Annotated in this window: 20 protein-coding genes; 13 read left to right on the top strand and 7 right to left on the bottom strand. The window is 56.2% G+C overall.

The annotated features are described in order from the left end of the window. Positions 1–17: 17 nt before the first annotated feature. Positions 18–1,016, bottom strand: coding sequence for a bile acid:sodium symporter family protein (locus ACREYP_RS12850; protein WP_008456412.1), 999 nt, complete (start codon positions 1,014–1,016; stop codon positions 18–20). 445 nt (positions 1,017–1,461) lie between these two features. On the opposite strand from ACREYP_RS12850, the gene ACREYP_RS12855 reads away from it, so the two are divergent. Both ACREYP_RS12855 and ACREYP_RS12860 read left to right on the top strand, forming a co-directional pair. Further along, complete coding sequence (locus ACREYP_RS12855; protein ID WP_498880900.1) at positions 1,462–2,709, top strand: collagen-like triple helix repeat-containing protein; 1,248 nt, start codon at positions 1,462–1,464, stop codon at positions 2,707–2,709. Positions 2,710–2,798: 89 nt separating this feature from the next. Beyond that, a complete protein-coding gene (locus tag ACREYP_RS12860) occupies positions 2,799–4,514 on the top strand; it encodes a ShlB/FhaC/HecB family hemolysin secretion/activation protein (protein WP_008456418.1) in 1,716 nt (571 codons plus the stop codon). A 35-nt stretch (positions 4,515–4,549) separates the two neighbouring features. On the opposite strand, the gene ACREYP_RS12865 is transcribed toward ACREYP_RS12860, so the two are convergent. Beyond that, entirely contained in the window at positions 4,550–5,590 is a 1,041-nt protein-coding gene (locus tag ACREYP_RS12865) for an oxidoreductase (protein WP_008456419.1), read from the bottom strand. Positions 5,591–5,929: 339 nt separating this feature from the next. On the opposite strand from ACREYP_RS12865, the gene ydgT reads away from it, so the two are divergent. The 11 genes from ydgT (at position 5,930) to gstA (ending at position 15,917) form a co-directional block, all read left to right on the top strand. After that, entirely contained in the window at positions 5,930–6,163 is a 234-nt protein-coding gene (gene ydgT, locus ACREYP_RS12870) for a transcription modulator YdgT (RefSeq protein ID WP_008456420.1), read from the top strand. 78 nt (positions 6,164–6,241) lie between these two features. Beyond that, positions 6,242–6,682, top strand: coding sequence for a DUF2569 family protein (locus ACREYP_RS12875; RefSeq protein WP_008456421.1), 441 nt, complete (start codon positions 6,242–6,244; stop codon positions 6,680–6,682). A 77-nt stretch (positions 6,683–6,759) separates the two neighbouring features. Beyond that, positions 6,760–7,341, top strand: coding sequence for an electron transport complex subunit RsxA (gene rsxA / locus ACREYP_RS12880; RefSeq protein WP_008456422.1), 582 nt, complete (start codon positions 6,760–6,762; stop codon positions 7,339–7,341). Beyond that, positions 7,341–7,919 (top strand): electron transport complex subunit RsxB, encoded by a 579-nt coding sequence (gene rsxB / locus ACREYP_RS12885; protein ID WP_008456423.1) that lies wholly within the window; start codon positions 7,341–7,343, stop codon positions 7,917–7,919. The genes rsxA and rsxB overlap by 1 nt, the downstream gene beginning before the upstream one ends. Then, complete coding sequence (rsxC, locus tag ACREYP_RS12890) at positions 7,912–10,083, top strand: electron transport complex subunit RsxC (protein WP_498880901.1); 2,172 nt, start codon at positions 7,912–7,914, stop codon at positions 10,081–10,083. Before rsxB ends, rsxC begins: the two co-directional genes overlap by 8 nt. Then, entirely contained in the window at positions 10,084–11,136 is a 1,053-nt protein-coding gene (gene rsxD, locus ACREYP_RS12895; RefSeq protein ID WP_008456425.1) for an electron transport complex subunit RsxD, read from the top strand. It abuts the gene before it with no gap. 9 nt (positions 11,137–11,145) lie between these two features. Beyond that, on the top strand, positions 11,146–11,772 hold the full coding sequence (gene rsxG, locus ACREYP_RS12900) for an electron transport complex subunit RsxG (protein WP_008456426.1): 627 nt from the start codon (positions 11,146–11,148) through the stop codon (positions 11,770–11,772). Beyond that, positions 11,769–12,458, top strand: coding sequence for an electron transport complex subunit E (locus tag ACREYP_RS12905; RefSeq protein ID WP_336817658.1), 690 nt, complete (start codon positions 11,769–11,771; stop codon positions 12,456–12,458). The genes rsxG and ACREYP_RS12905 overlap by 4 nt, the downstream gene beginning before the upstream one ends. Next, a complete protein-coding gene (gene nth / locus ACREYP_RS12910) occupies positions 12,458–13,093 on the top strand; it encodes an endonuclease III (protein ID WP_008456428.1) in 636 nt (211 codons plus the stop codon). Before ACREYP_RS12905 ends, nth begins: the two co-directional genes overlap by 1 nt. A gap of 606 nt (positions 13,094–13,699) precedes the next feature. After that, positions 13,700–15,205: a dipeptide/tripeptide permease DtpA gene (dtpA, locus tag ACREYP_RS12915; RefSeq protein ID WP_336817659.1), complete on the top strand. Its 1,506-nt coding sequence runs from the start codon at positions 13,700–13,702 to the stop codon at positions 15,203–15,205. 109 nt (positions 15,206–15,314) lie between these two features. Continuing rightward, positions 15,315–15,917, top strand: coding sequence for a glutathione transferase GstA (gene gstA / locus ACREYP_RS12920; protein ID WP_008456430.1), 603 nt, complete (start codon positions 15,315–15,317; stop codon positions 15,915–15,917). A 47-nt stretch (positions 15,918–15,964) separates the two neighbouring features. On the opposite strand, the gene pdxY is transcribed toward gstA, so the two are convergent. The 5 genes from pdxY to anmK form a co-directional block, all read right to left on the bottom strand. Further along, positions 15,965–16,825 (bottom strand): pyridoxal kinase PdxY, encoded by an 861-nt coding sequence (gene pdxY / locus ACREYP_RS12925; protein WP_008456431.1) that lies wholly within the window; start codon positions 16,823–16,825, stop codon positions 15,965–15,967. A gap of 78 nt (positions 16,826–16,903) precedes the next feature. Further along, the gene (gene tyrS / locus ACREYP_RS12930) at positions 16,904–18,178 is read right to left on the bottom strand and encodes a tyrosine--tRNA ligase (protein ID WP_008456432.1); all 1,275 of its coding nucleotides are present in this window, start codon (positions 18,176–18,178) and stop codon (positions 16,904–16,906) included. Between the two features lie 140 nt (positions 18,179–18,318). Then, entirely contained in the window at positions 18,319–18,975 is a 657-nt protein-coding gene (gene pdxH / locus ACREYP_RS12935; RefSeq protein WP_008456433.1) for a pyridoxamine 5'-phosphate oxidase, read from the bottom strand. 57 nt (positions 18,976–19,032) lie between these two features. Further along, the gene (gene mliC / locus ACREYP_RS12940) at positions 19,033–19,356 is read right to left on the bottom strand and encodes a C-type lysozyme inhibitor (protein WP_008456434.1); all 324 of its coding nucleotides are present in this window, start codon (positions 19,354–19,356) and stop codon (positions 19,033–19,035) included. Between the two features lie 91 nt (positions 19,357–19,447). Beyond that, entirely contained in the window at positions 19,448–20,572 is a 1,125-nt protein-coding gene (gene anmK / locus ACREYP_RS12945; RefSeq protein WP_008456435.1) for an anhydro-N-acetylmuramic acid kinase, read from the bottom strand. Positions 20,573–20,822: the final 250 nt, after the last annotated feature.

A 20,822-nucleotide genomic window follows, 5' to 3' on the forward strand; every position in this document is an offset into this window, starting at 1 on the left:
AATACCGGCGGCTGGCGTCAGGACGCGGATTCCAGCTGCCGTTTTTGTTCGGCCGTTTTGCGGGCATAGCGCTGAGCCAGAACGGCGCAAACCATCAGTTGGATTTGGTGGAAAATCATCAGCGGCAGCACCATCATCCCCACCGCACTTGCCGGGAACAGCACATTTGCCATCGGCACGCCGTTGGCCAGACTTTTCTTCGACCCGCAAAACACGATAGTAATCTCGTCAGCCGTATTAAAGCCCAGCAGGCGCGCCGCCAGCGTATTCACCACCAGCACAATCGCCAGCAGCACCAGCGAGCAGGCCAGCACCATCAGCAGCGAGAAACCGTTGACCTGATGCCAAATGCCTTCGACTACCGCTTCGCTAAACGCCACATAGACGACCAGCAAAATGGACGATCGGTCGGTCAGGCCAATCAGCTTTTTATGACGATCCACCCATTTGCCAATCAGCGGCCGGGAAAGATGCCCGATAACAAACGGCACCATCAGCTGCATAATGATTTTGCCAATGGCATGCAGCGTGTCGGTTGCCCCTTCCTGAGTCTGCATCAGCGCCCCGACCAGAACGGGAGAGAGGAAGATCCCCAGGATGCTGGATGCAGAAGCGCTACACACCGCCGCCGCCACGTTACCCCCGGCAACCGAAGTAAAGGCGATGGCTGACTGCACCGTGGCGGGCAGCGCACAAAGATAGAGGAAGCCCATATACAGCGGCTGACTCAGAATAGCCGGAGAGAGAAAGCCCATCGCCAGCCCCAGCAGCGGGAACAGCGCAAAGGTACTGAGAAACACCACTAAATGAAGTTTCCAGTGCCCCATGCCCGCCACAATGGCATCGCGGGAGAGTTTTGCTCCATGCATAAAGAAGAGCAGCGCGATGGCAAACGTCGTCAGGTATTCAAACCCGGTTTTCACTATCCCCTCGCACGGGAACAGCGATGCCACGATCACCACGCCAATCATTATCAGTAAAAAATTATCAATTTTTAGTTTTTGTAGCCAACCCATCCTGTTCCTCTACCTGCCAGACATCATTTTGGCTGTTACTTTGCAACAAATCGGCCGCGCTGGCGAGTTAACAATTCTGCAAACTTCCAAAAAATGCACAGTGGGTTCATGTCGCTTTATCTTAAAGCGAAACGTCATCGATTAAGCGAAACTGAAACTAAAATATGAATACAGCACGGCTTAATTTTATAGCTATTTAAAGAAGACATTTCATCGTAAATCAAGGCAATTGTCATAAAAATTTTTTTACCTTTTGGTAAAAATATAACCCAATGATAATTAAAAATTTAATATCAAAACCATTCAATTTCAAAATGCAGAAATACGACAAAAATCTCATTTGGAAATTTAAATTCATATTATATGAGCCGTGATGTGGCAGTGATTCAAATACGCCATACACTTATTAATACGCCGTCCGGCGTGCTAATAGTGGAGTATTGCTATGCGCTCAAATAACTTTGGCCGCCTCAGCGCTATTGCGATGGCGGTACTTCTTGCCTTCTCCCTGTCGGCCTGTAGCGGCGGCGGCGGGAGTTCGCACAATACGGCGAAAACAGCCGGGTCTGCCGGCACCACGGGCACAGACACCGCAAGCAATGGCGGTAGCGGCTCGGGGAGTAGCGGTTCCGGTGGAGGAACCGGTTCGGGTGGCAGTACTGGAACAGGAACAGGTACAAGTACTGGAACAGGTACAAGTACTGGAACAGGTACAAGTACTGGAACAGGTACTGGAACAGGTGGCGGTTCGGGCGGAGGTGGAACCGGTGGCGGTACTGGTGGAGGCACTGGAGGCGGAACAACCGTCGCTAATAGTGCAGGTAATAACATTATCGGCGATGCCGGCGGCGTCGTAAGCGGCGTTGGCAGTACCGTCAGCGGCGTAGGTTCTCAGTTACCGGTGAATAATCCTGTCACCTCCACGGTTGCCGTGGCCGTGGACGGCACCGGCAGCGCCATTTCAACCGTCGGCAACGGCGTAGTGAATGGCCTTGGCAATGCTAACAATCCTAACGGGGTGGGCACCACCGTGACCGGTGCGACCAATGCCGTGTCTGGCCTTGGGACAACCGTTTCAGCAGTCGGGACTAATCTCGCAAGCTCCACAGCCAATACGCCAGTCGGCGGGGTAACTGGTGCCGCAGGTGGACTGGTCAATACTGCGGGGCAAGTCGTGACCGGTACAGGGAATGCCCTGACTCAAACTGTACAAAGCCCTGGCGTGTCCAACCTGACAACTGGCGCTACGGGGCTGGTTAACACCACCCTTTCAGATACGCAGAAAGCCACTCAGGCCGTGGGCGGGGCTACCGGGCTGGGTACGCCAGTCAGTAACCTGCTGACCACCACAGGGGGAGCCGTCAGCGGTCTGGGGACCAATATAAGCGGCAGCAACCCTTCTCTCAGCGGCGTGGGGCAGGTTGTCCAGAATACCGGGCAGGTGGTGACTGACAGCGGAGCGCTGGTGAAACCAGTGCAAACCGGCAGCAGCTCAGGCTCCGTTTCAGCGGGGGCTTCTGGCTCGCTCGGCGTGGGGGGCAATGGCCTGGTGACCGGCCTTGGCACCACAGTGAGCGGCCTGACCTCTTCGCTAACCACCAATGTCAACGCCAGTGCGACAGGCAGTAGCACAAGTTCAGGCCAGCAAGTCGGGCTTACCGGCGCGGTCAGCGGTCTTTTGAAAACCAAATAGTGCTCACTATGGCACATGTGCTCCCGTGGTAACGGCGGGAGCACTTTTTTCACAGCATCTTCTTCGCTGCGCAGTTAAGGGAGATCACTATGGACACTCGTCTGGGTATCGTGTTGCTTTATGGCGCTACGCTGAGTATCAGCTATGCCGATATGTCCCCCACGCTTATCGACCCTAATAACCCCGCAAAAGCTGCTCGTTCTCTTGCCATACCTGCTGCCCCGCAAAAACAGCCAGAAGTAAAAACCTCGCTGCCGGTTCCGAAGTTAACCCCGCAGACGCCGATTACGGTGAAACATCTGCAGTTTATTGGCGGCACGCGCTATAAACTCGACTCGCTGGTTCAGCCGTTTATGCCGCTGGTCGGCAAAACAGTCCCGCTGGCCCAGTTGATAACGTTGACCAATAACATTACCCAGCGCTATCAGCAGGATGGCCTGCCGCTGTCCTACGCTTACCTGCCGAGCGACAATTTCCATGATGGCACGGTGCGTATTGTGCTGGTTGAAGGCTATATTGCGCACAGCAACATCAAAAGCGATAACGCTAATACGGGCGAACGCTTAAGCCGTTTGTCGGCGCTAATGATGAATGAAAAACCCCTCAGTCAGGCCACATTTGACCGCTACAGCCTGCTGATGCAGCGCACGCCGGCGACAAAAGTGGAGGCCAATGCCGCGCTACCTAACAACATTTATGGCGCGGCGGATATGAAAGTCGACGCCACGCAGCCGCATATCTGGGATATTTCCTCCACGATAGACACGCGCAAAGGCTCAAACTTGGCGCTGATTAACGGCACGCTCAGCAACCTCACCAGCCACGGCGATCAGCTGGGGCTTGCCACGCTGGTGCCGCTGGATAGCAGCACGAAAAAAACCTACTTTGGGGCCAACTATCAGCAATACCTCACCGATAACGGCCTGCTGATGCAGTTGAAAGGCAGCTTCTATCGTGAAAACCCCAGCGACTACACGCCGCTGCTTTATTTGCCGCAGAACATTTCTATCGACGCAAAGGAAAAAACCACCCAGTACACCGGGGGAATAGCCTTCAGCTACCCGCTGCTGCTTGAGCGCAAGAAGCAGTTTTCGGTCAGCGGCGGGCTGGATTATGTCGATAAGCGCGACGATTATGCGCTGCGCGCCAGCGGCTTCGGCAATACCATTGATTTGCCCGGCGTCAGCCAGCGCGCTCGCTACCCGGCGGCAGAGTTTTCGGCCTGGGGCTACCGCGAGTACGACACCGCCAACTGGAGCGCACGCCTGACCCTGCGCAAGGGTATTGATGCCTTTGGGGCCAGCGTCACGCCGGGATTAAACACTAATCTCAACTTTACGCGCTGGAAGGGCAACGTCGATGCCGCCTGGCTGGTCGCGCCTAAATGGCGATTGAGTACGTCGCTGGAGGGGGACTGGTCAAACAATAATTTGCCCGAAGCTGAGCGCGTAAGCTTCGGGGCGCAGCGTTTTGGCCGAGGATATCCTGACGGCGAGGCCAGCGGAGATTACGGCTACGGCGGGCAGGTTGAAATGCGCTATCTCCATAGTCTCGATCAGGGCGTGTGGATTAACACGGTGCAGCCCTATGTCGTGGCAGATACTGCCCAGACCTGGTTCAATCAGCCGGGCTTCCGTCATCAGCGTCTGGCCTCGATTGCAACCGGGGTAACGGTGGGCGACAGCCGCCACTATACTGTCTCCGTTGAGGCGGCGAGGCCACTGGCTGATTTACCCAGCGACAGCAGCCGCCGCGATGTCCGCTTCAGCCTGACCTTCACCTACAACTTTAACAATCTGCATTAACGGTTAACCCTCACCGGGCGCGGTGAGGGGCATTCTCAGACAAGGTTCAGCGTCGCGCGCTTTTTCGCGGACTCGATGCCCAGCTCAATCAGTTCCATGACCTGAATCGCCTGGGCTGCCGGGACAGGGTTCTCACCTTTACCGGCCAGAGCATCACGCACTCCCGCATAATAAGCCGGATAGTTACCCGGCACGGTCAGTAGCGTCTGCTCGTCCATTATCTCGCCCTGTGCCAGGGTCAGCACGCCGTCGCGCATGTCGTAACCCCAGTCTTCCTGTGGCAGTCGTTCGCCCGCTTTCAGGCGATCTTCCTGCGGATCAAGGCCGTATTTAATGTAGCTCCCACGCGTGCCGTGCACGATGTAACGCGCCGTTTCCGCCGCCGCCAGCAGCGTGCCATGCAGCACGACACGACGCTGCGGATAAGCCAGCACGGCGTGGAAGTAGTCGGTCGCCTGCGCCCCGGCGCGAAGCTGCGCGAGGTCCACGGTCAGGCTGACTGGCAGCCCAAACAGAGTGATGGCCTGATCAAGCAGATGCGGCCCAAGATCGTACCAAATACCGCTGCCGACGCCCGCCTGTTCACGCCAGCGGTTACGTACCTGCGGGCGGTAGCGGTCAAAGTGGGATTCAAAATAGGCCACTTCGCCGAGCGTCCCTTCCGCCAGCAAATTTTTCACCGTCAGGAAGTCGCTATCCCAACGGCGGTTGTGGAACACGGACAGCAGCAGGCCGAGCTTTTTAGCCAGCGCATCCAGCTCCCGCGCCTGGGATAGCGTGACGGTGAAAGGCTTATCAACGACGACATGTTTTCCGGCTTCCAGCGCAGCTTTAGCCAGCGGGAAGTGGGTGTCATTCGGGGTAGGAATGACAATCAGATCGATGGCGGGATCTTTAAACAGGTGCTGAGGATCGGACACGACCGTCATCCCCGGCCAGTCAGCGTGCACTTTTTCAGCATCGCTACTGGAAACTGCGGCGAGGATCATTCCTGGCGTACCGGAAATCAGCGGTGCATGAAAAGTCTTGCTGGCATAACCGTAACCGATAAGCCCGACGCGGATGGTATCACTCATGTGTTTTCCTCTCTTTAATGAACTCCGGCATTTCACCTTATCCCCCGGTGGACGACAACAGCAAGTTTCTGGATTGCGCATTGCTCAGGCATAAGACCGCCATTATTGCTAATCATCCAGACAGTTATTATGGCTTTAAATAACTGTCTTCATTTAGCCCGAACGGCCAGGGTAAATTAAAATTAAGAAGATTTTTATGTAGTCCAGGACGCGATATTCCTGGATCTTGCAAAGAAAACTCCTAATTGTTCCGTTGAGTAATAATAGCGCTAAGTCGCGACCAAGTTTGCGATTATCATCGCCTCTCAATCCGCCGACCGTGATTAATTGATACCCGCCATGGAAAATGCAACACCTCTCAGTGCCCTGGACTACCTGATGAAATTCCGCAAAATAAGCTCGCAGGAAAATCTGGAAAAGCTTTTTGATCACTTGAATTACACCCTGACCGACAGCCAGGAAATCATGAATATGTACCGCGCGGCCGATCACCGCAGGGCCGAACTGGCCTCCGGCGGACGTCTTTTTGACCTTGGATGTGTGCCGAAAACGGTCTGGCGTTACGTTGTATAGCCGCTGCCGGTAGCATTAGCGGCAAAATCCCTTATAATCCCCCCGCTTTATTCACCTTATTTAAAATCGGGAGGACACATGACGACGCCCCAACCCCCGCGCATTGCCGGCTGGCTCCTTGCCCCTTTGGCCTGGCTGCTGATGTCGTTGCTTAGCAGCTCGGTGGCGCTGTTAAGTTTCCTGATGATGATTCTGTCCCCGGCAGCCCGCGAGGCGCTGGGCAGCGCAGACGCAAAAACAACGCTGTTGTTCAGCCTGTCCGTCGCCTGTGCGATGGCAATGTGGGCCTATACCCTCTGGCTGACTATCGCGTTCTTTAAACGCCGCCAGAATGTGGTCCGTCATTATATTTTGTGGCTGCTGCTCACCGTGCTGCTGGCGATTAAATCCTTCGCATTTTCGCCGGTCAGCGACAAGGTCGCGGTTCAACTGCTGCTGCCTTCTCTGCTTGCAGCGGCATTACTGGTGCCTTATTTGAAGCGTTCGAAGCGAGTGAAGCAGACCTTCATTAACCCGTAATAACCCTATAGATAGCCCGTTGTCGCCGCCCGCCGATTCGTCGATAATAGGCGGCTTTTTTTGTTTCAGGTCGAATCATGTCAGATTATTTGCTGCTCTTTGTGGGTACCGTGCTGGTCAATAACTTCGTGCTGGTGAAGTTCCTTGGTCTGTGTCCGTTTATGGGGGTTTCCAAAAAACTGGAAAGCGCCATCGGCATGGGGCTGGCGACCACCTTCGTGATGACGCTCGCCTCTATTTTTGCGTGGATCATTGACGAACTTATCCTGGTGCCGCTGGACCTGATCTATCTGCGCACCCTGGCGTTTATCCTGGTTATCGCGGTTGTCGTGCAGTTCACCGAAATGGTGGTGCGTAAAACCAGCCCCGCGCTTTATCGCCTGCTGGGGATCTTCCTGCCGCTGATCACCACCAACTGCGCCGTACTCGGCGTGGCATTGCTCAACATCAATCTGGGCCATAACTTCCTGCAGTCGGCGGTGTACGGCTTTTCCGCCGCGCTTGGCTTCTCGCTGGTGATGGTGCTGTTCGCGGCCATTCGCGAGCGTATGGTTGTAGCCGATATTCCAGCCCCGTTTCGCGGCAACGCTATCGCGCTGGTGACCGCAGGCCTGATGGCCCTCGCCTTTATGGGCTTTAGCGGGCTGGTGAAGTTCTGATGACAACGTTGTGGATGGCCATTATTTCGGTCACGCTGATGGGGCTGCTGTTCGGCCTGATCCTGGGCTATGCCTCTCGCCGCTTTGAAGTAGAAGAAGATCCGATTGTTGACCGCATTGACGAACTGCTGCCCCAGAGCCAGTGCGGCCAGTGCGGTTACCCAGGCTGCCGTCCTTACGCAGAGGCCGTTGGCAACCAGGGCGCGAAAATCAACCTTTGCGCGCCGGGCGGCGAAGCCGTAATGCTGAAGATTGCCAGCGCCCTGAACGTGGAGCCCCAGCCGATTGACGGCGACGCCACCGCCGCAGAGCCGGTGCGCATGCTCGCCGTGATTGACGAAGCAAACTGCATCGGCTGCACAAAATGCATTCAGGCCTGCCCCGTTGACGCGATTGTAGGCGCGACCCGCGCCATGCATACCGTGATCAGCGACCAGTGCACAGGCTGTAACCTTTGCGTCGACCCTTGCCCTACCCGCTGCATCGACCTGATCCCCGTCAGCCCGACGACCGAAAGCTGGAAATGGGATTTGCAGACCATCCCGGTGCGTATGATCCCGGCGGATAACCATGCTTAATATCTTCAATCGCTTTAAAAAAGACAGAATTTGGGACTTTGACGGCGGCATTCATCCCCCGGAGATGAAAACCCAGTCCAACGGCACGCCGCTGCGCCAGGTTCCGCTGCCCTCCCAGCTCGTGATTCCGCTGAAGCAGCACATCGGCGCGGAAGGTGAACTGTGCGTCAAACCCGGTGATTATGTGCTGCGCGGCCAGCCTCTGACCCGTGGACGCGGGCGTATGCTGCCGGTACACGCTCCAACCTCCGGCACCATTAAGGCTATTGAGCCGCACTCAACCGCGCATCCTTCTGCCCTCGCCGAACTTAGCGTCATTCTTGATGCTGACGGTGAGGACCGCTGGATTGAACGAGACGGCTGGAGCGACTACCGCTGCCAGAGCCGTGAAGCCCTTATTGAACGCATTCACCAGTTCGGCGTGGCCGGGCTGGGCGGCGCAGGGTTCCCGACCGGCAGCAAACTGCAGGGCGGCGGCGATAAAATTGACACGCTGATCGTGAACGCCGCCGAATGCGAGCCCTACATTACCGCCGACGACCGCCTGATGCAGGACTGTGCCGCGCAAATTATCGAAGGCGTGCGCATTCTGGCCCATATTCTGAAGCCACAGCGCATTCTTATTGGCATTGAGGACAACAAGCCGCAGGCGATCTCCATGATGCGGGCGGTGCTGGCTAATAGCCACGATATGCAGCTGCGGGTCATCCCGACGAAATACCCGTCCGGCGGCGCCAAGCAGCTGACGCAGATTTTAACCGGCAAGCAGGTGCCCCACGGGGGCCGTTCGTCCGACATTGGCATTCTGATGCAGAACGTCGGCACCGCGTATGCCATTAAACGTGCGGTCATCGACGGCGAACCGCTGACCGAGCGTGTCGTCACTTTAACTGGTGAATCCATAACTCAGCCGGGCAACGTCTGGGCGCGTCTGGGCACGCCGGTCAGCCACCTGCTCAGTTTTGCGGGCTTCCGCCCAGGACAGGATCAGAAAGTGATTATGGGTGGGCCGCTGATGGGCTTCACCCTGCCGTGGCTCGATGTGCCGGTAGTGAAAATTACCAACTGCCTGTTGGCCCCGTCTCCGGCTGAAATGGGCGAGCAGGAAGAAGAACAAGGCTGTATTCGCTGCAGCGCCTGCGCGGACTCCTGCCCGGCCGATCTACTGCCGCAGCAGCTGTACTGGTTCAGCAAAGGCCAGCAGCACGACAAAGCCACCGCCTACAACCTGTCTGACTGTATCGAATGCGGGGCCTGCGCCTACGTTTGCCCGAGCAATATTCCGCTGGTGCAGTACTTCCGCCAGGAAAAGGCCGAAATCCGTGAGATTGAGCTGGAAGCCAAACGCACCGTTGAGGCTAAGGCTCGCTTTGAGGCACGGCAGGAAAGGCTGGAGCGTGAGAAAGCCGCTCGCCTTGAGCGCCATAAAAATGCCGCGGTTCAGCCGACGGCAAAAGATAACGATGCCATTCAGGCCGCACTTGCCCGCGTAAAAAGCAAAAAAGCGCAGGCCAGCGACGAACCTATAATGGTGAAAGCCGGCAGTACGCCGGACAATAGCGAAATGATTGCCGCCCGCGAAGCCCGTAAAGCTGAAGCGCGCGCGCGCCAGGCCGAGAAAGCGCTACAGGCAGAATCGGCGAGCAGCACCGAAACCGATCCGCGGAAGGCTGCCGTTGAAGCCGCGATCGCCCGTGCCAAGGCTCGCAAAGCCGCACAAAACGCAGAAAGTCCTGAGCCAGCTGCCGTTGAGCCAGAAGCCGTTGACCCGCGTAAGGCCGCCGTTGAGGCCGCCATTGCCCGAGCCAAGGCTCGCAAAGCGGCGCAAAACGCAGAAAGCCCTGAGCCAGCTGTCGTTGAGCAAGAAGCCGTTGACCCGCGTAAGGCCGCCGTTGAGGCCGCCATTGCCCGAGCCAAGGCTCGCAAAGCGGCGCAAAACGCAGAAAGCCCTGAGCCAGCTGTCGTTGAGCCAGAAGCCGTTGACCCGCGTAAGGCCGCCGTTGAGGCCGCCATTGCCCGAGCCAAGGCTCGCAAAGCGGCGCAGAAAGCGGAAAGCGAACAATCAGCTCCACAAGAAGAACAAGATCCACGCAAAGCTGCAGTGGCTGCGGCAATTGCTCGCGTTCAGGCGCGTAAAGCCGCTCAGATGTCTCCAGAGGAATAAATGGTTTTTAAAATCGCAAGCTCTCCGTTTACCCATAATCAGCGCAGCACCGCGCGGATTATGATGCTGGTTTGTCTCGCAGCCCTGCCCGGCATCGCGATGCAGTGGTACTGGTTTGGCTGGGGAACGCTGATTCAGGTTGTACTGGGGATCGTCAGCGCTATGGTCGCCGAAGCGCTGGTGCTGCGTCTGCGCAAAAAATCCGTACAAAACCACCTTGCCGATAACTCGGCGCTGCTCACCGGCCTGCTGCTGGGGATCAGTATTCCGCCTCTCGCGCCATGGTGGATGGTGGTTGTCGGGATGGTGTTTGCCATCATCATTGCCAAGCAGCTCTATGGCGGCCTTGGCAATAACCCGTTTAACCCGGCGATGATTGGCTACGTTGTGCTGCTGATTGCTTTCCCGGTGCAGATGACCTCCTGGCTGCCGCCGCAGTCCATTGCCGCCAGCGTACCGGGTTTTGTTGACAGCCTGCAGGTGATTTTCCACGGCGCAACCGCCACCGGCGGTACCATGGATACGCTGCGCATGGGCGTGGACGGCATCAGCCAGGCCACGCCGCTGGACACCTTCAAAACCGGTCTGCACGCGGGGCACTCCGCAGAGCAACTTCTGAGTGCGCCAATCTATGGCGGCGCGCTGGCGGGCCTCGGCTGGCAGTGGGTTAACCTGGCTTATCTGGCGGGCGGTCTGTTCCTGCTGTGGCGCGGCACCATTCGCTGGCATATCCCGGCGGGCTTCCTGGTGGCTTTGGTCGTCTGCTCCACGCTCGGCTGGGTTATTGCCCCGGAAAAATGCCTGTCGCCGATGGTGCATCTGTTCTCCGGTGCGACCATGCTCGGCGCGTTCTTTATCCTGACTGACCCGGTCACCGCCTCAACGACCAACCGTGGACGACTGATTTTCGGGGCGCTGGTTGGCCTGCTGGTCTGGCTGATTCGCACTTACGGCGGCTACCCGGACGGCGTGGCGTTCGCCGTGCTGCTGGGTAATATTACCGTGCCGCTGATCGACTACTACACCCGCCCTCGCGCGTACGGCCACCGCTAAGGAGACGCTATGTTTAAAACAATGCAAAAGCATGGCGTAGCCCTGGCGCTGTTTGCCGCTCTGTTTACCGGGCTGACGGCGCTGGTCAACGAACTCACCAAACCGACAATTGCCCAGCAATCGGCGCTGCAGCAAAAAATGTTATTTGATCAGGTGATTGCCGATGACGTCTACGATAACCCTATTCAGGACAGCTGCCTGCTAGTGAAGGACTCCCCGCTAGGCAAAGGCGCCCGACATATTTATGTGGCGCGTAAAGGCGATAAGCCCGTTGCCGTTGTCATGGAAGCCACCGCGCCGGACGGCTATTCTGGTGCTATACAGATTCTGGTTGCCGCCGATTTTAACGGCACCATCCTCGGCACCCGCGTGACCGAACACCACGAAACGCCGGGGCTTGGGGATAAAATAGAACTGCGTCTCAGCGACTGGATCACCCACTTTGCTAACAAACGCATTCAGGGCAGCAATGACCCGAGCTGGGCGGTCCAAAAAGACGGCGGGCAGTTCACGCAGTTTACCGGGGCAACCATTACCCCGCGCGCGGTAGTCAATGCCGTTAAGCGCGCTGGCCTGTTTGCAGAAACCCTGCCCGCGCAGCTCAACGAATTGCCGGCCTGTGGAGAACAACAATGAGCGAAACAAAACGCGTCCTGGTAAACGGGCTGTGGAAAAATAACTCGGCGCTGGTTCAGCTGCTGGGCCTTTGCCCGCTGCTGGCCGTCACCTCCACCGCCACCAACGCCCTCGGGCTTGGGCTGGCAACCACGCTGGTACTGACGCTGACCAACGGGACAATTTCCGCCCTGCGCCGCTGGGTGCCCGCTGAGATTCGTATTCCGGTGTACGTGCTGATCATCGCCTCGGTGGTCAGTATCGTGCAGATGCTGATCAACGCTTATGCATTTGGGCTCTACCAGTCGCTGGGGATCTTTATCCCGCTCATCGTCACCAACTGTATCGTCGTCGGGCGAGCCGAAGCCTACGCGGCAAAAGCCAGCGTGCCTTATGCCGCGCTGGATGGGTTTGCCACCGGGCTGGGCGCGACCAGCGCAATGTTTGTTTTAGGCTCCATTCGCGAGATTATTGGTAACGGCACCCTGTTTGACGGCGCGGACGGTCTGCTTGGCAACTGGGCGAAAGTGCTGCGCATTGAAGTCTTCCATACCGACACGCCTTTCCTGCTCGCCATGCTGCCGCCGGGCGCCTTTATTGGCCTCGGTATGCTGTTGGCGATAAAATACCTCATTGATGAAAAAATGAAGGCACGTCGCGCTCGCGAAAGCGCCACCGCCGTAGCAGGCAATGCAGAGAAGGCTTAATGAATAACAGCAAGCGCGTTGAGATCCTCACCCGCCTGAGAGACAACAATCCTCATCCGACAACCGAACTCAATTTCAGCAGCCCTTTTGAGCTGCTGATTGCGGTTCTGCTGTCCGCTCAGGCCACCGACGTCAGCGTCAACAAGGCGACGGCAAAGCTGTACCCTGTCGCCAATACCCCGGCGACGATGCTGGCGCTTGGGGTAGACGGCGTAAAGGAGTACATCAAAACCATCGGCCTGTTTAACAGCAAAGCGGAGAATGTGATCAAAACCTGCCGCATGCTGCTTGACCTGCACGGTGGCGAAGTCCCTGAGGACCGGGCGGCGCTTGAGGCGCTGCCGGGCGTAGGCCGTAAAACCGCCAACGTCGTGCTGAACACGGCCTTCGGCTGGCCAACGATTGCCGTCGATACCCATATCTTCCGGGTGTGTAACCGCACTCAGTTTGCTGCCGGGAAAAACGTCGAGCAGGTAGAGGAAAAACTGCTGAAGGTGGTTCCGGCAGAATTTAAGGTCGACTGCCATCACTGGCTGATCCTCCATGGCCGCTATACCTGCATCGCGCGCAAGCCGCGCTGTGGCTCATGCATTATCGAAGATCTCTGCGAATTTAAAGAGAAGGTTGACGCCTGATAGCCTCGCCCGGCTCTGTACCGGGCTTCCTCTGAACTTCCCTGCCTAAAAACTACCCGAGCTGCACACTTTTATCCCATGAATAACGCAGTGTGATTTTATATTGTTCGTTGATTAACCGGCTCACCAGGTTAATCGTTTTTTTGCGATAAGAAATTTCTATAAATTTGTGATCTGCATCACTTTGATAACCTGAGGTTGCGTAAAGGTAACGAAATCACCACTAACGCCTTGCTATCGTTAGCAATAATGGATCTACGGCCATACAATAGGCCAGACATATTGAATATAGTGGTCATTAACACTGCATCACGGCTTAATAAGCAGAATATATAACTATAATGTTAAAAAATCGCTTTGAAAAAAGACAAAAAATCGTTAATAAATGAATTGGTAAAATTTAACGCTGAATAACAATTCACCTGATGGCGTATTATCTTGCCATGGATATATGTAACAGAATATTACAAACCCCTTGCCTGCAACCCCTGGATAGTGAACATTACCCCCCGTTTTTCCTTCCTAATAACAAGAAAAATGCTTACCCATGCGGTAAGACATAAGTAAGCCCCTTAATTAAAGCGGGATGTAAAAAAAGAGGTATATGTGTCGACTGCAAACAAAGAACCAGCAGAAAGCGTTAGTCTAAACGCCTTTAAGCAACCTAAATCGTTCTACCTGATTTTCTCTATCGAACTCTGGGAGCGTTTCGGCTATTACGGCCTGCAAGGCATCATGGCCGTTTACCTGGTCAAAATGCTGGGCATGTCCGAAGCGGACTCCATCACGCTGTTCTCCTCCTTTAGCGCCCTTGTTTATGGCCTGGTCGCGATTGGCGGCTGGCTGGGCGATAAAGTCCTCGGCACCAAACGCGTTATCATGCTTGGTACCGTCGTACTGGCTATCGGTTACGCCCTTGTGGCCTACTCCGGCCACGACGTGAGCGTGGTGTATATCGGGATGGCGACCATCGCCGTAGGTAACGGCCTGTTCAAGGCTAACCCTTCCGCGCTGCTGTCAACCTGCTATGAGAAAGACGACCCGCGTCTGGACGGTGCATTCACCATGTACTACATGTCCATCAACATCGGCTCCTTCTTCTCTATGCTCGCCACCCCATGGCTTGCGGCGCAGTATGGCTGGAGCACCGCGTTCTCCCTGAGCTTCGTGGGCATGCTGATTACGCTGGTGAACTTCATCTTCTGTAAGAAGTGGGTGAAGAACTATGGCTCTAAACCTGACTTCGCACCGGTGCACTTCGGTAAGCTGATGGCAACCGTCGCAGGCGTTGTAGTGCTTATTGCCGTGGCAACCTGGCTGCTGCACAACCAGGGCATTGCTCGCGCCGTGCTGGGCTTCGTTGCACTGGGTATCGTTATTATCTTCGCGAAAGAAGCTTTTGCGATGAAAGGCGCGGCTCGCCGCAAGATGATCGTGGCCTTCATCCTGATGGTTGAAGCTATCGTCTTCTTCGTGCTTTACAGCCAGATGCCAACCTCCCTGAACTTCTTCGCTATTCGCAACGTGGGCCACGAAATTCTGGGCATCACTTTCGAAGCCGAGCAGTTCCAGGCGCTGAACCCGTTTTGGATCATGATTGGTAGCCCGATTCTCGCCGCTATCTACAACAAAATGGGCGACCGCCTGCCGATGCCGCACAAGTTCGCAATCGGGATGGTGCTGTGCTCCTTCGCCTTCCTGGTTCTGCCGGTTGGCACGAAGTTCGCTAACGAAGCGGGTATTGTGTCCGTAAACTGGCTGATTCTGAGCTATGCGTTGCAGAGTATTGGTGAGCTGATGATCTCCGGCCTGGGCCTCGCAATGGTGGCACAGCTGGTACCACAGCGCCTGATGGGCTTCATCATGGGCAGCTGGTTCCTGACGACTGCGGGTGCAGCAATCATCGCCGGTAAAGTTGCAGGCCTAATGGCGGTGCCGGAAAACGTGACTGACCCGCTGCAGTCTCTGGAAGTGTACGGTCGTGTCTTCATGCAGATCGGTATCGTCACCGGCGTGATTGCCGTGCTGATGCTGCTGACCGCGCCGAAGCTGAACCGCATGACGCTGAGCGAAGACAAAACCGAAAAGGTTAACGAAACCGCTACCGCGTAATTTCTCCAGGAAAAATGATTATTTAGCCGCCGGCCTCACAGCTGGCGGCTTTTTTTTTCCCGGTGTCCGCACTAACATAAGTTATCTTAGCGCCCTAAAGGAGTTCGTCATGAAACTGTATTTCAAGCCCGGTGCCTGTTCCCTCTCCCCACACATTATCCTGCGTGAATCTGGCCTGGACTTTTCGCTGGTGAAAGTTGACCTCGCGACCAAGCGCACCGAAAACGGTGACGATTTTCTCGCCATTAACCCCAAAGGACAGGTGCCCGCTCTGGTACTGGATGACGGCTCTCTGCTAACCGAGGGCGTGGCTATCGTGCAATACCTGGCGGATAAAGTGCCCGATCGCCATCTGCTGGCCCCAGCAGGCAGTATGACTCGCTATCACACGCTGGAGTGGCTGAACTATGTGGCAACCGAGCTGCATAAAGGCTTTTCTCCGCTGTTCAACCCGGCAACCCCTGAAGAGTTCAAGGCCGTGGTTCGCAAGCAGATGGAGAAGAAATTCCACTATGTGAACGAGTCGCTGCAGGGTAAGCAGTGGCTGATGGGGACCCGCTTCACCGTGGTGGACGCCTACCTGTTTACCGTGCTGCGCTGGGCCTATGGCCTGAAGCTGGATCTGGCCGGGCTGACAAACATCGAAGCCTACGTTGAGCGCATGAAGGCGCGCCCGGCTGTGTCTGCGGCGCTGACCGCCGAAGGGATTTAAATCAGGCCTGGATAGCAAAACGCCCTCTGCTGAGGGCGTTTTTTATTTCAGAGCTTCACCGCGGTGAAATAGTGTTCGGGTTTGGCAATCCCGTCCTGAGCCGCGACCAGCTGCAGTTCGTACTCGGCCATGCGTTTGGTGACGACCATAATGTCGTACACCGCCGCCGTAACGTGCTCCAGCGCTTCACGCAGCGTTGCCCCCTGCAGCAGCTTAACCAGCAGCAGGCCGCTGGTCACGTCACCCACGCCAACCGGCTGGCGCTCGCCAAAGTCCACCAGCGGGCGATGGATGTGCCAGGCTTCGTCCGCCGTCACCAGCAGCATTTCAAAACGATCCTGCTGGTAGCCTGCGCGCGCCAGGTGCTTCACCAGCACAATTTCCGGCCCTTGAGCAATCAGCTCCCGGGCCGTCGCCACGGCTTCGTCCACGTTGTTTACGCTGTGGCCGCTGAGAATTTCCAGCTCAATCAGGTTCGGCGCGATGATATCGCTGGCAGGCATGGCGTAGCGCGTGTGGTATTCCGCCACGCCAGGCGCCACGATACAGCCTTTCTCCGGGTGCCCCATCACCGGGTCACAGAAGTATTTTGCCTTCGGGTTAGCCGCTTTTACCTGACGCACAATGGAAAGAATATGTTCGCCCTGCTCAGCCGAGCCCAGATATCCGCTCAGAACCGCATCACAGCGCTCCAGTTGGCCGATATTCGCAATCCCCTGCACAATCTCGCTCAGGTGGCTGGCGGGCATCACCGTGCCGGTCCATTGCCCGTATTGCGTGTGGTTGGAGAACTGCACCGTGTTCAACGGCCAGACGTTGGCGCCCAGGCGGCGCATCGGGAATTCGGCGGCGCTGTTACCGGCGTGACCAAATACCACGTGGGACTGGATGGCAAGAATGTTTTTCATTTTCGACTCAGGTATCGCCAGGTGTTGTGCTTGCTAAAAAAAAGCACGGCATAAGCCGTGCTTTTCTATTCCGATAACTTATTTCCAGCAGACGAGGCAGTAGTTCTTTTTACCGCGGCGCAGCAGGGTGTAACGGTTAAACAGGATGTCGCCTTCGGTGAAGGAGTATTCCGGGTCAGACTGTTTTTCACCGTTGATGGTGATTGCGTTCTGCGAGATGGTTTTACGCGCCTGGCCACGGGATGGCTGCAGCTCGGAATCCACCAACGCCTGTTGCAGGTCGGCACCGCGATCCATTTCGACCATCGGCACGCCGTCCTGAGCCAGCTGCTCAAAGTCGGCTTCGCTCAGTTCACTCAGGTTGCCGTTAAACAGGCTGGCAGTAATGCGCTTGGCCGCGGTCAGACCTTCTTCACCGTGCACCAGACGGGTGACCTGCTCGGCCAGCACGTACTGGGCGCGAGGTGCAGCCCCGCTGTTTTTGTCTTCTTCTTCCAGGGCATTGATCTCTGCAATGTCCATAAAGGTGAAGAACTTCAGGAAGCGATACACATCGGCATCCGCGGTGTTGATCCAGAACTGGTAGAACTTGTACGGGCTGGTTTTCTTCGGATCAAGCCAGACCGCGCCGCCTTCGGTTTTACCGAATTTGGTGCCGTCGGATTTAGTGATCAGCGGCACGGTCAGGCCGAAAGCCTGCTGCTGATGCAGACGGCGGGTCAGATCGATACCGGAGGTGATGTTGCCCCACTGGTCAGAACCGCCAATCTGCAGCACCACGCCGTGCAGTTTGTTCAGGCAGGCGAAGTCGTAACCCTGCAGCAGGTTGTAAGAGAACTCGGTGAAAGAGATCCCCACGTCATCGCGGTTCAGACGCTGTTTTACCGCTTCTTTGTTAATCATCTGGTTAACAGAGAAGTGCTTGCCGATATCACGCAGGAAGGTCAGCACGTTCATGCTGCCGAACCAGTCGTAGTTGTTTGCGGCGACGGCAGAATTATCCCCGCAGTTAAAGTCGAGGAACGGCGCAACCTGACGGCGGATTTTTTCCACCCACTCCTGCACGGTATCTTCGGTGTTTAGCTTACGCTCAACGGCTTTGAAGCTTGGGTCGCCGATAAGACCGGTGGCGCCGCCCACGAGGGCAACCGGCTTATGGCCTGCTTCCTGAAAGCGTTTCAGGCACAGCAGTGGAACCAGATGGCCCAAATGCAAGCTGTCGGCGGTCGGATCGAAGCCGCAATAGAGTGCAATTGGCCCTTGCGCCAGTCGCTCTGCTAACGCATCCTCATCCGTCACCTGGGCCACCAGGCCCCGCTCTTGCAATTGTTTGATCAAATTGATGTTCGACATCAAATTCTCCATCTCTAATACGACTGCACCTTTGCCGGTACACGGCTTTTCGCCCACTGGCGAAAGAATTCATTTTTTAGGGGACATAGAATAAAGGGCTGGCGCAGTTAGCACCAGCGCTTAAGGTGAAAATCCTGACTTTACGGCGCGAGGCGGTCTATTTTCCAGGCTGTTCCGTCGCGCTGGTAGAGGAAGCGATCGTGCAGACGGTGTTCGCCACCCTGCCAAAACTCCATCTGGTCGATGCTGACGCGGTAGCCGCCCCAAAAACTCGGCAGCGGCACTTCCCCCTGCTGAAACTTCTGTTTCAGCTCGAGGAATTTGCTTTCCAGCACGCCGCGCGCGGATATGCGGCTCGATTGCTTCGATACCCAGGCGCCTATCTGGCTGTCCTTCGGGCGGCTGTGGAAGTATTTCAACACTTCGAGGGTGGATAACCGCTCGGCGGTGCCCTGCACCATCACCTGGCGCTCCAGCATATGCCACGGGAAATGCAGGCTAACGCGGGGGTTGTGTTCGATGTGGTGCGCCTTGCGGGAGCCCAGGTTGGTGTAAAACACCAGCCCTTTTTCATCAAAATGCTTTAGCAGGACGATGCGTTGATACGGCTGGCCGTTTTCGTCAACCGTGGCCACGACCATGGCGGTCGGGTCGGCAAGTTTGGCTTCGCAGGCCTGAGCCAGCCAGCGTTCAAAAAGCGGCAGCGGGGTGTCGGTGAGATCGTGGCGGCGCAGGCCACCTTTGGTGTATTCGCGGCGCAAATGCGCAATCTGTTGCAAAGAGTCGTTATCAGACATGGCGTTACATCAGGCTATCCTCGGGTGGAGCTATTGTGCTCTCCACCCTGAGAAATCTCAACGTTTGGCCGTCTGTAGCTGGCAATTATTCAGCACGATTGTGTCTTTGCGATAGACGGTTGCGCTGTCGCCCTTCGACCAAAAGACGTACACGCCGTCGGTATAACGTGCGCCGGACGCGGAAAGCCCCTGCGTCAGGTTCAGCATCTGGTTATCGTAGACAAAGCTAACCTGCTGTTTGTCGTTATTCAGCTTCACGGTGAGCGGTTTTTCATCGCACTGATACGCCAGCGTATCGGTATGCATTTTTTCGAGAAAAGCGTTGTAGTAACTACAGCCGGCGAGCAGCAGTGGCACGGTGGCAACGAGCAGTTTTTTCATCTGAGTATCCTGAAGATCTTGTTATCCCTGGAGGGCATGCGCCCTCCTTAACGCTAGCAGTTTAGCGGCTGCGGGATGAAGATAATTTCAGTTAACTCTTATTATGACGCGGATTAGCAGGATAAATGGCACCGAGGATGGTCGGCTCAGAGGCACCGGTTACCGAAGGCAGGTTGCCCGGCAGGCCGGACATTGTTCGGTAGGCCAGCCAGGCAAACGCCAGCGCTTCCATATCGTCCCCGCTTATCCCGGCTTCATCGGTCGTCGTCACTTCCGTACCCGGCAGCAGCGCAGCGAGGCGCGCCATCAGAAGCGGGTTACGGCTGCCTCCGCCGCACACCATGAGACGTTCACAGCCGCCGCTCAGGAGTACCTGCTCGGCGATGGTTGTCGCCGTCAGCTCAGTCAGCGTGGCCTGCACATCTTCTCCGGCAAGCGCCGGGAACATCGCAAGCTGGCGCTCAAGCCAGCCATAGTTAAAGTATTCGCGGCCCGTACTTTTGGGCGCAGGTGCGGCGAAGTAAGGATCGCTCAGCATTTGCTGCAACAAAGGAAGAACGACTTTGCCCTGGCTCGCCCATTCGGCGTCTTTATCATAGCCTTTTCCACGCTGCCGCCAGATCCACGCATCCATCAGCATATTACCGGGCCCGGTGTCGTAGCCTCTGACCGGCTGGTCTGGGATCAGCAAAGAGAGGTTGGCAATGCCGCCGATGTTGAGCACCATTCGGCGCTCAACCGGATGAGCGAGCAACGCCTGGTGAAACGCCGGCACCAGCGGCGCGCCCTGCCCGCCAAGCGCCATATCGCGGCGGCGAAAATCACCGACGACGGTAATACCGGTCAGCGCGGCAATATGGTTGTTGTCGCCAATTTGCATAGTGTGGGCGGCCTCGCCCTGCGGCTCATGCCACACGGTTTGCCCATGGCAGCCAATGGCCGTGACATCTTCAGGCCGCAGCCCTTCGCGCTTAATAAGGATTTGCACCGCCTCGGCGAACAATTTACCCAGCCGGTTGTCCAACTGGCCTAGCTGGGACAGCGTGAGTTGCTGCCCCTGGCAAACGGCAAGAACCGCGTTTTTGATGGCCAGCGGCATCGGGTGGCTGTAGCTCGCCTGCTGAACGACCAGATGTTCGTCGATAGCAGCCAGCACCACATCGATACCATCCAGACTGGTGCCTGACATCACGCCTATATAACGACCTGACTTCATCCGTCACTCCTTATTCTCGCCGGGGCGGTAAATTAATGTGGTTAAACTAGCACGCAATATTATGATTTATTAATAATTTTAATTAATAATCTGTGTCAGTCGCGGCAGAAAGCAGTACGGCATTTAAGCCAAACTCGCACAGCGCGGCGGTTTAATTGTTGTTAAAGACATTTGATTTACTATTTTTACAGGATTGTTGTAGAACAAACATGAACTATGGCCAGGAATTGCCATATAATTTAGTCATAAC

Origin of the sequence: Enterobacter sp. TMH.L2, from assembly GCF_050847315.1 — a bacterium.
GTDB lineage: Bacteria > Pseudomonadota > Gammaproteobacteria > Enterobacterales > Enterobacteriaceae > Cedecea.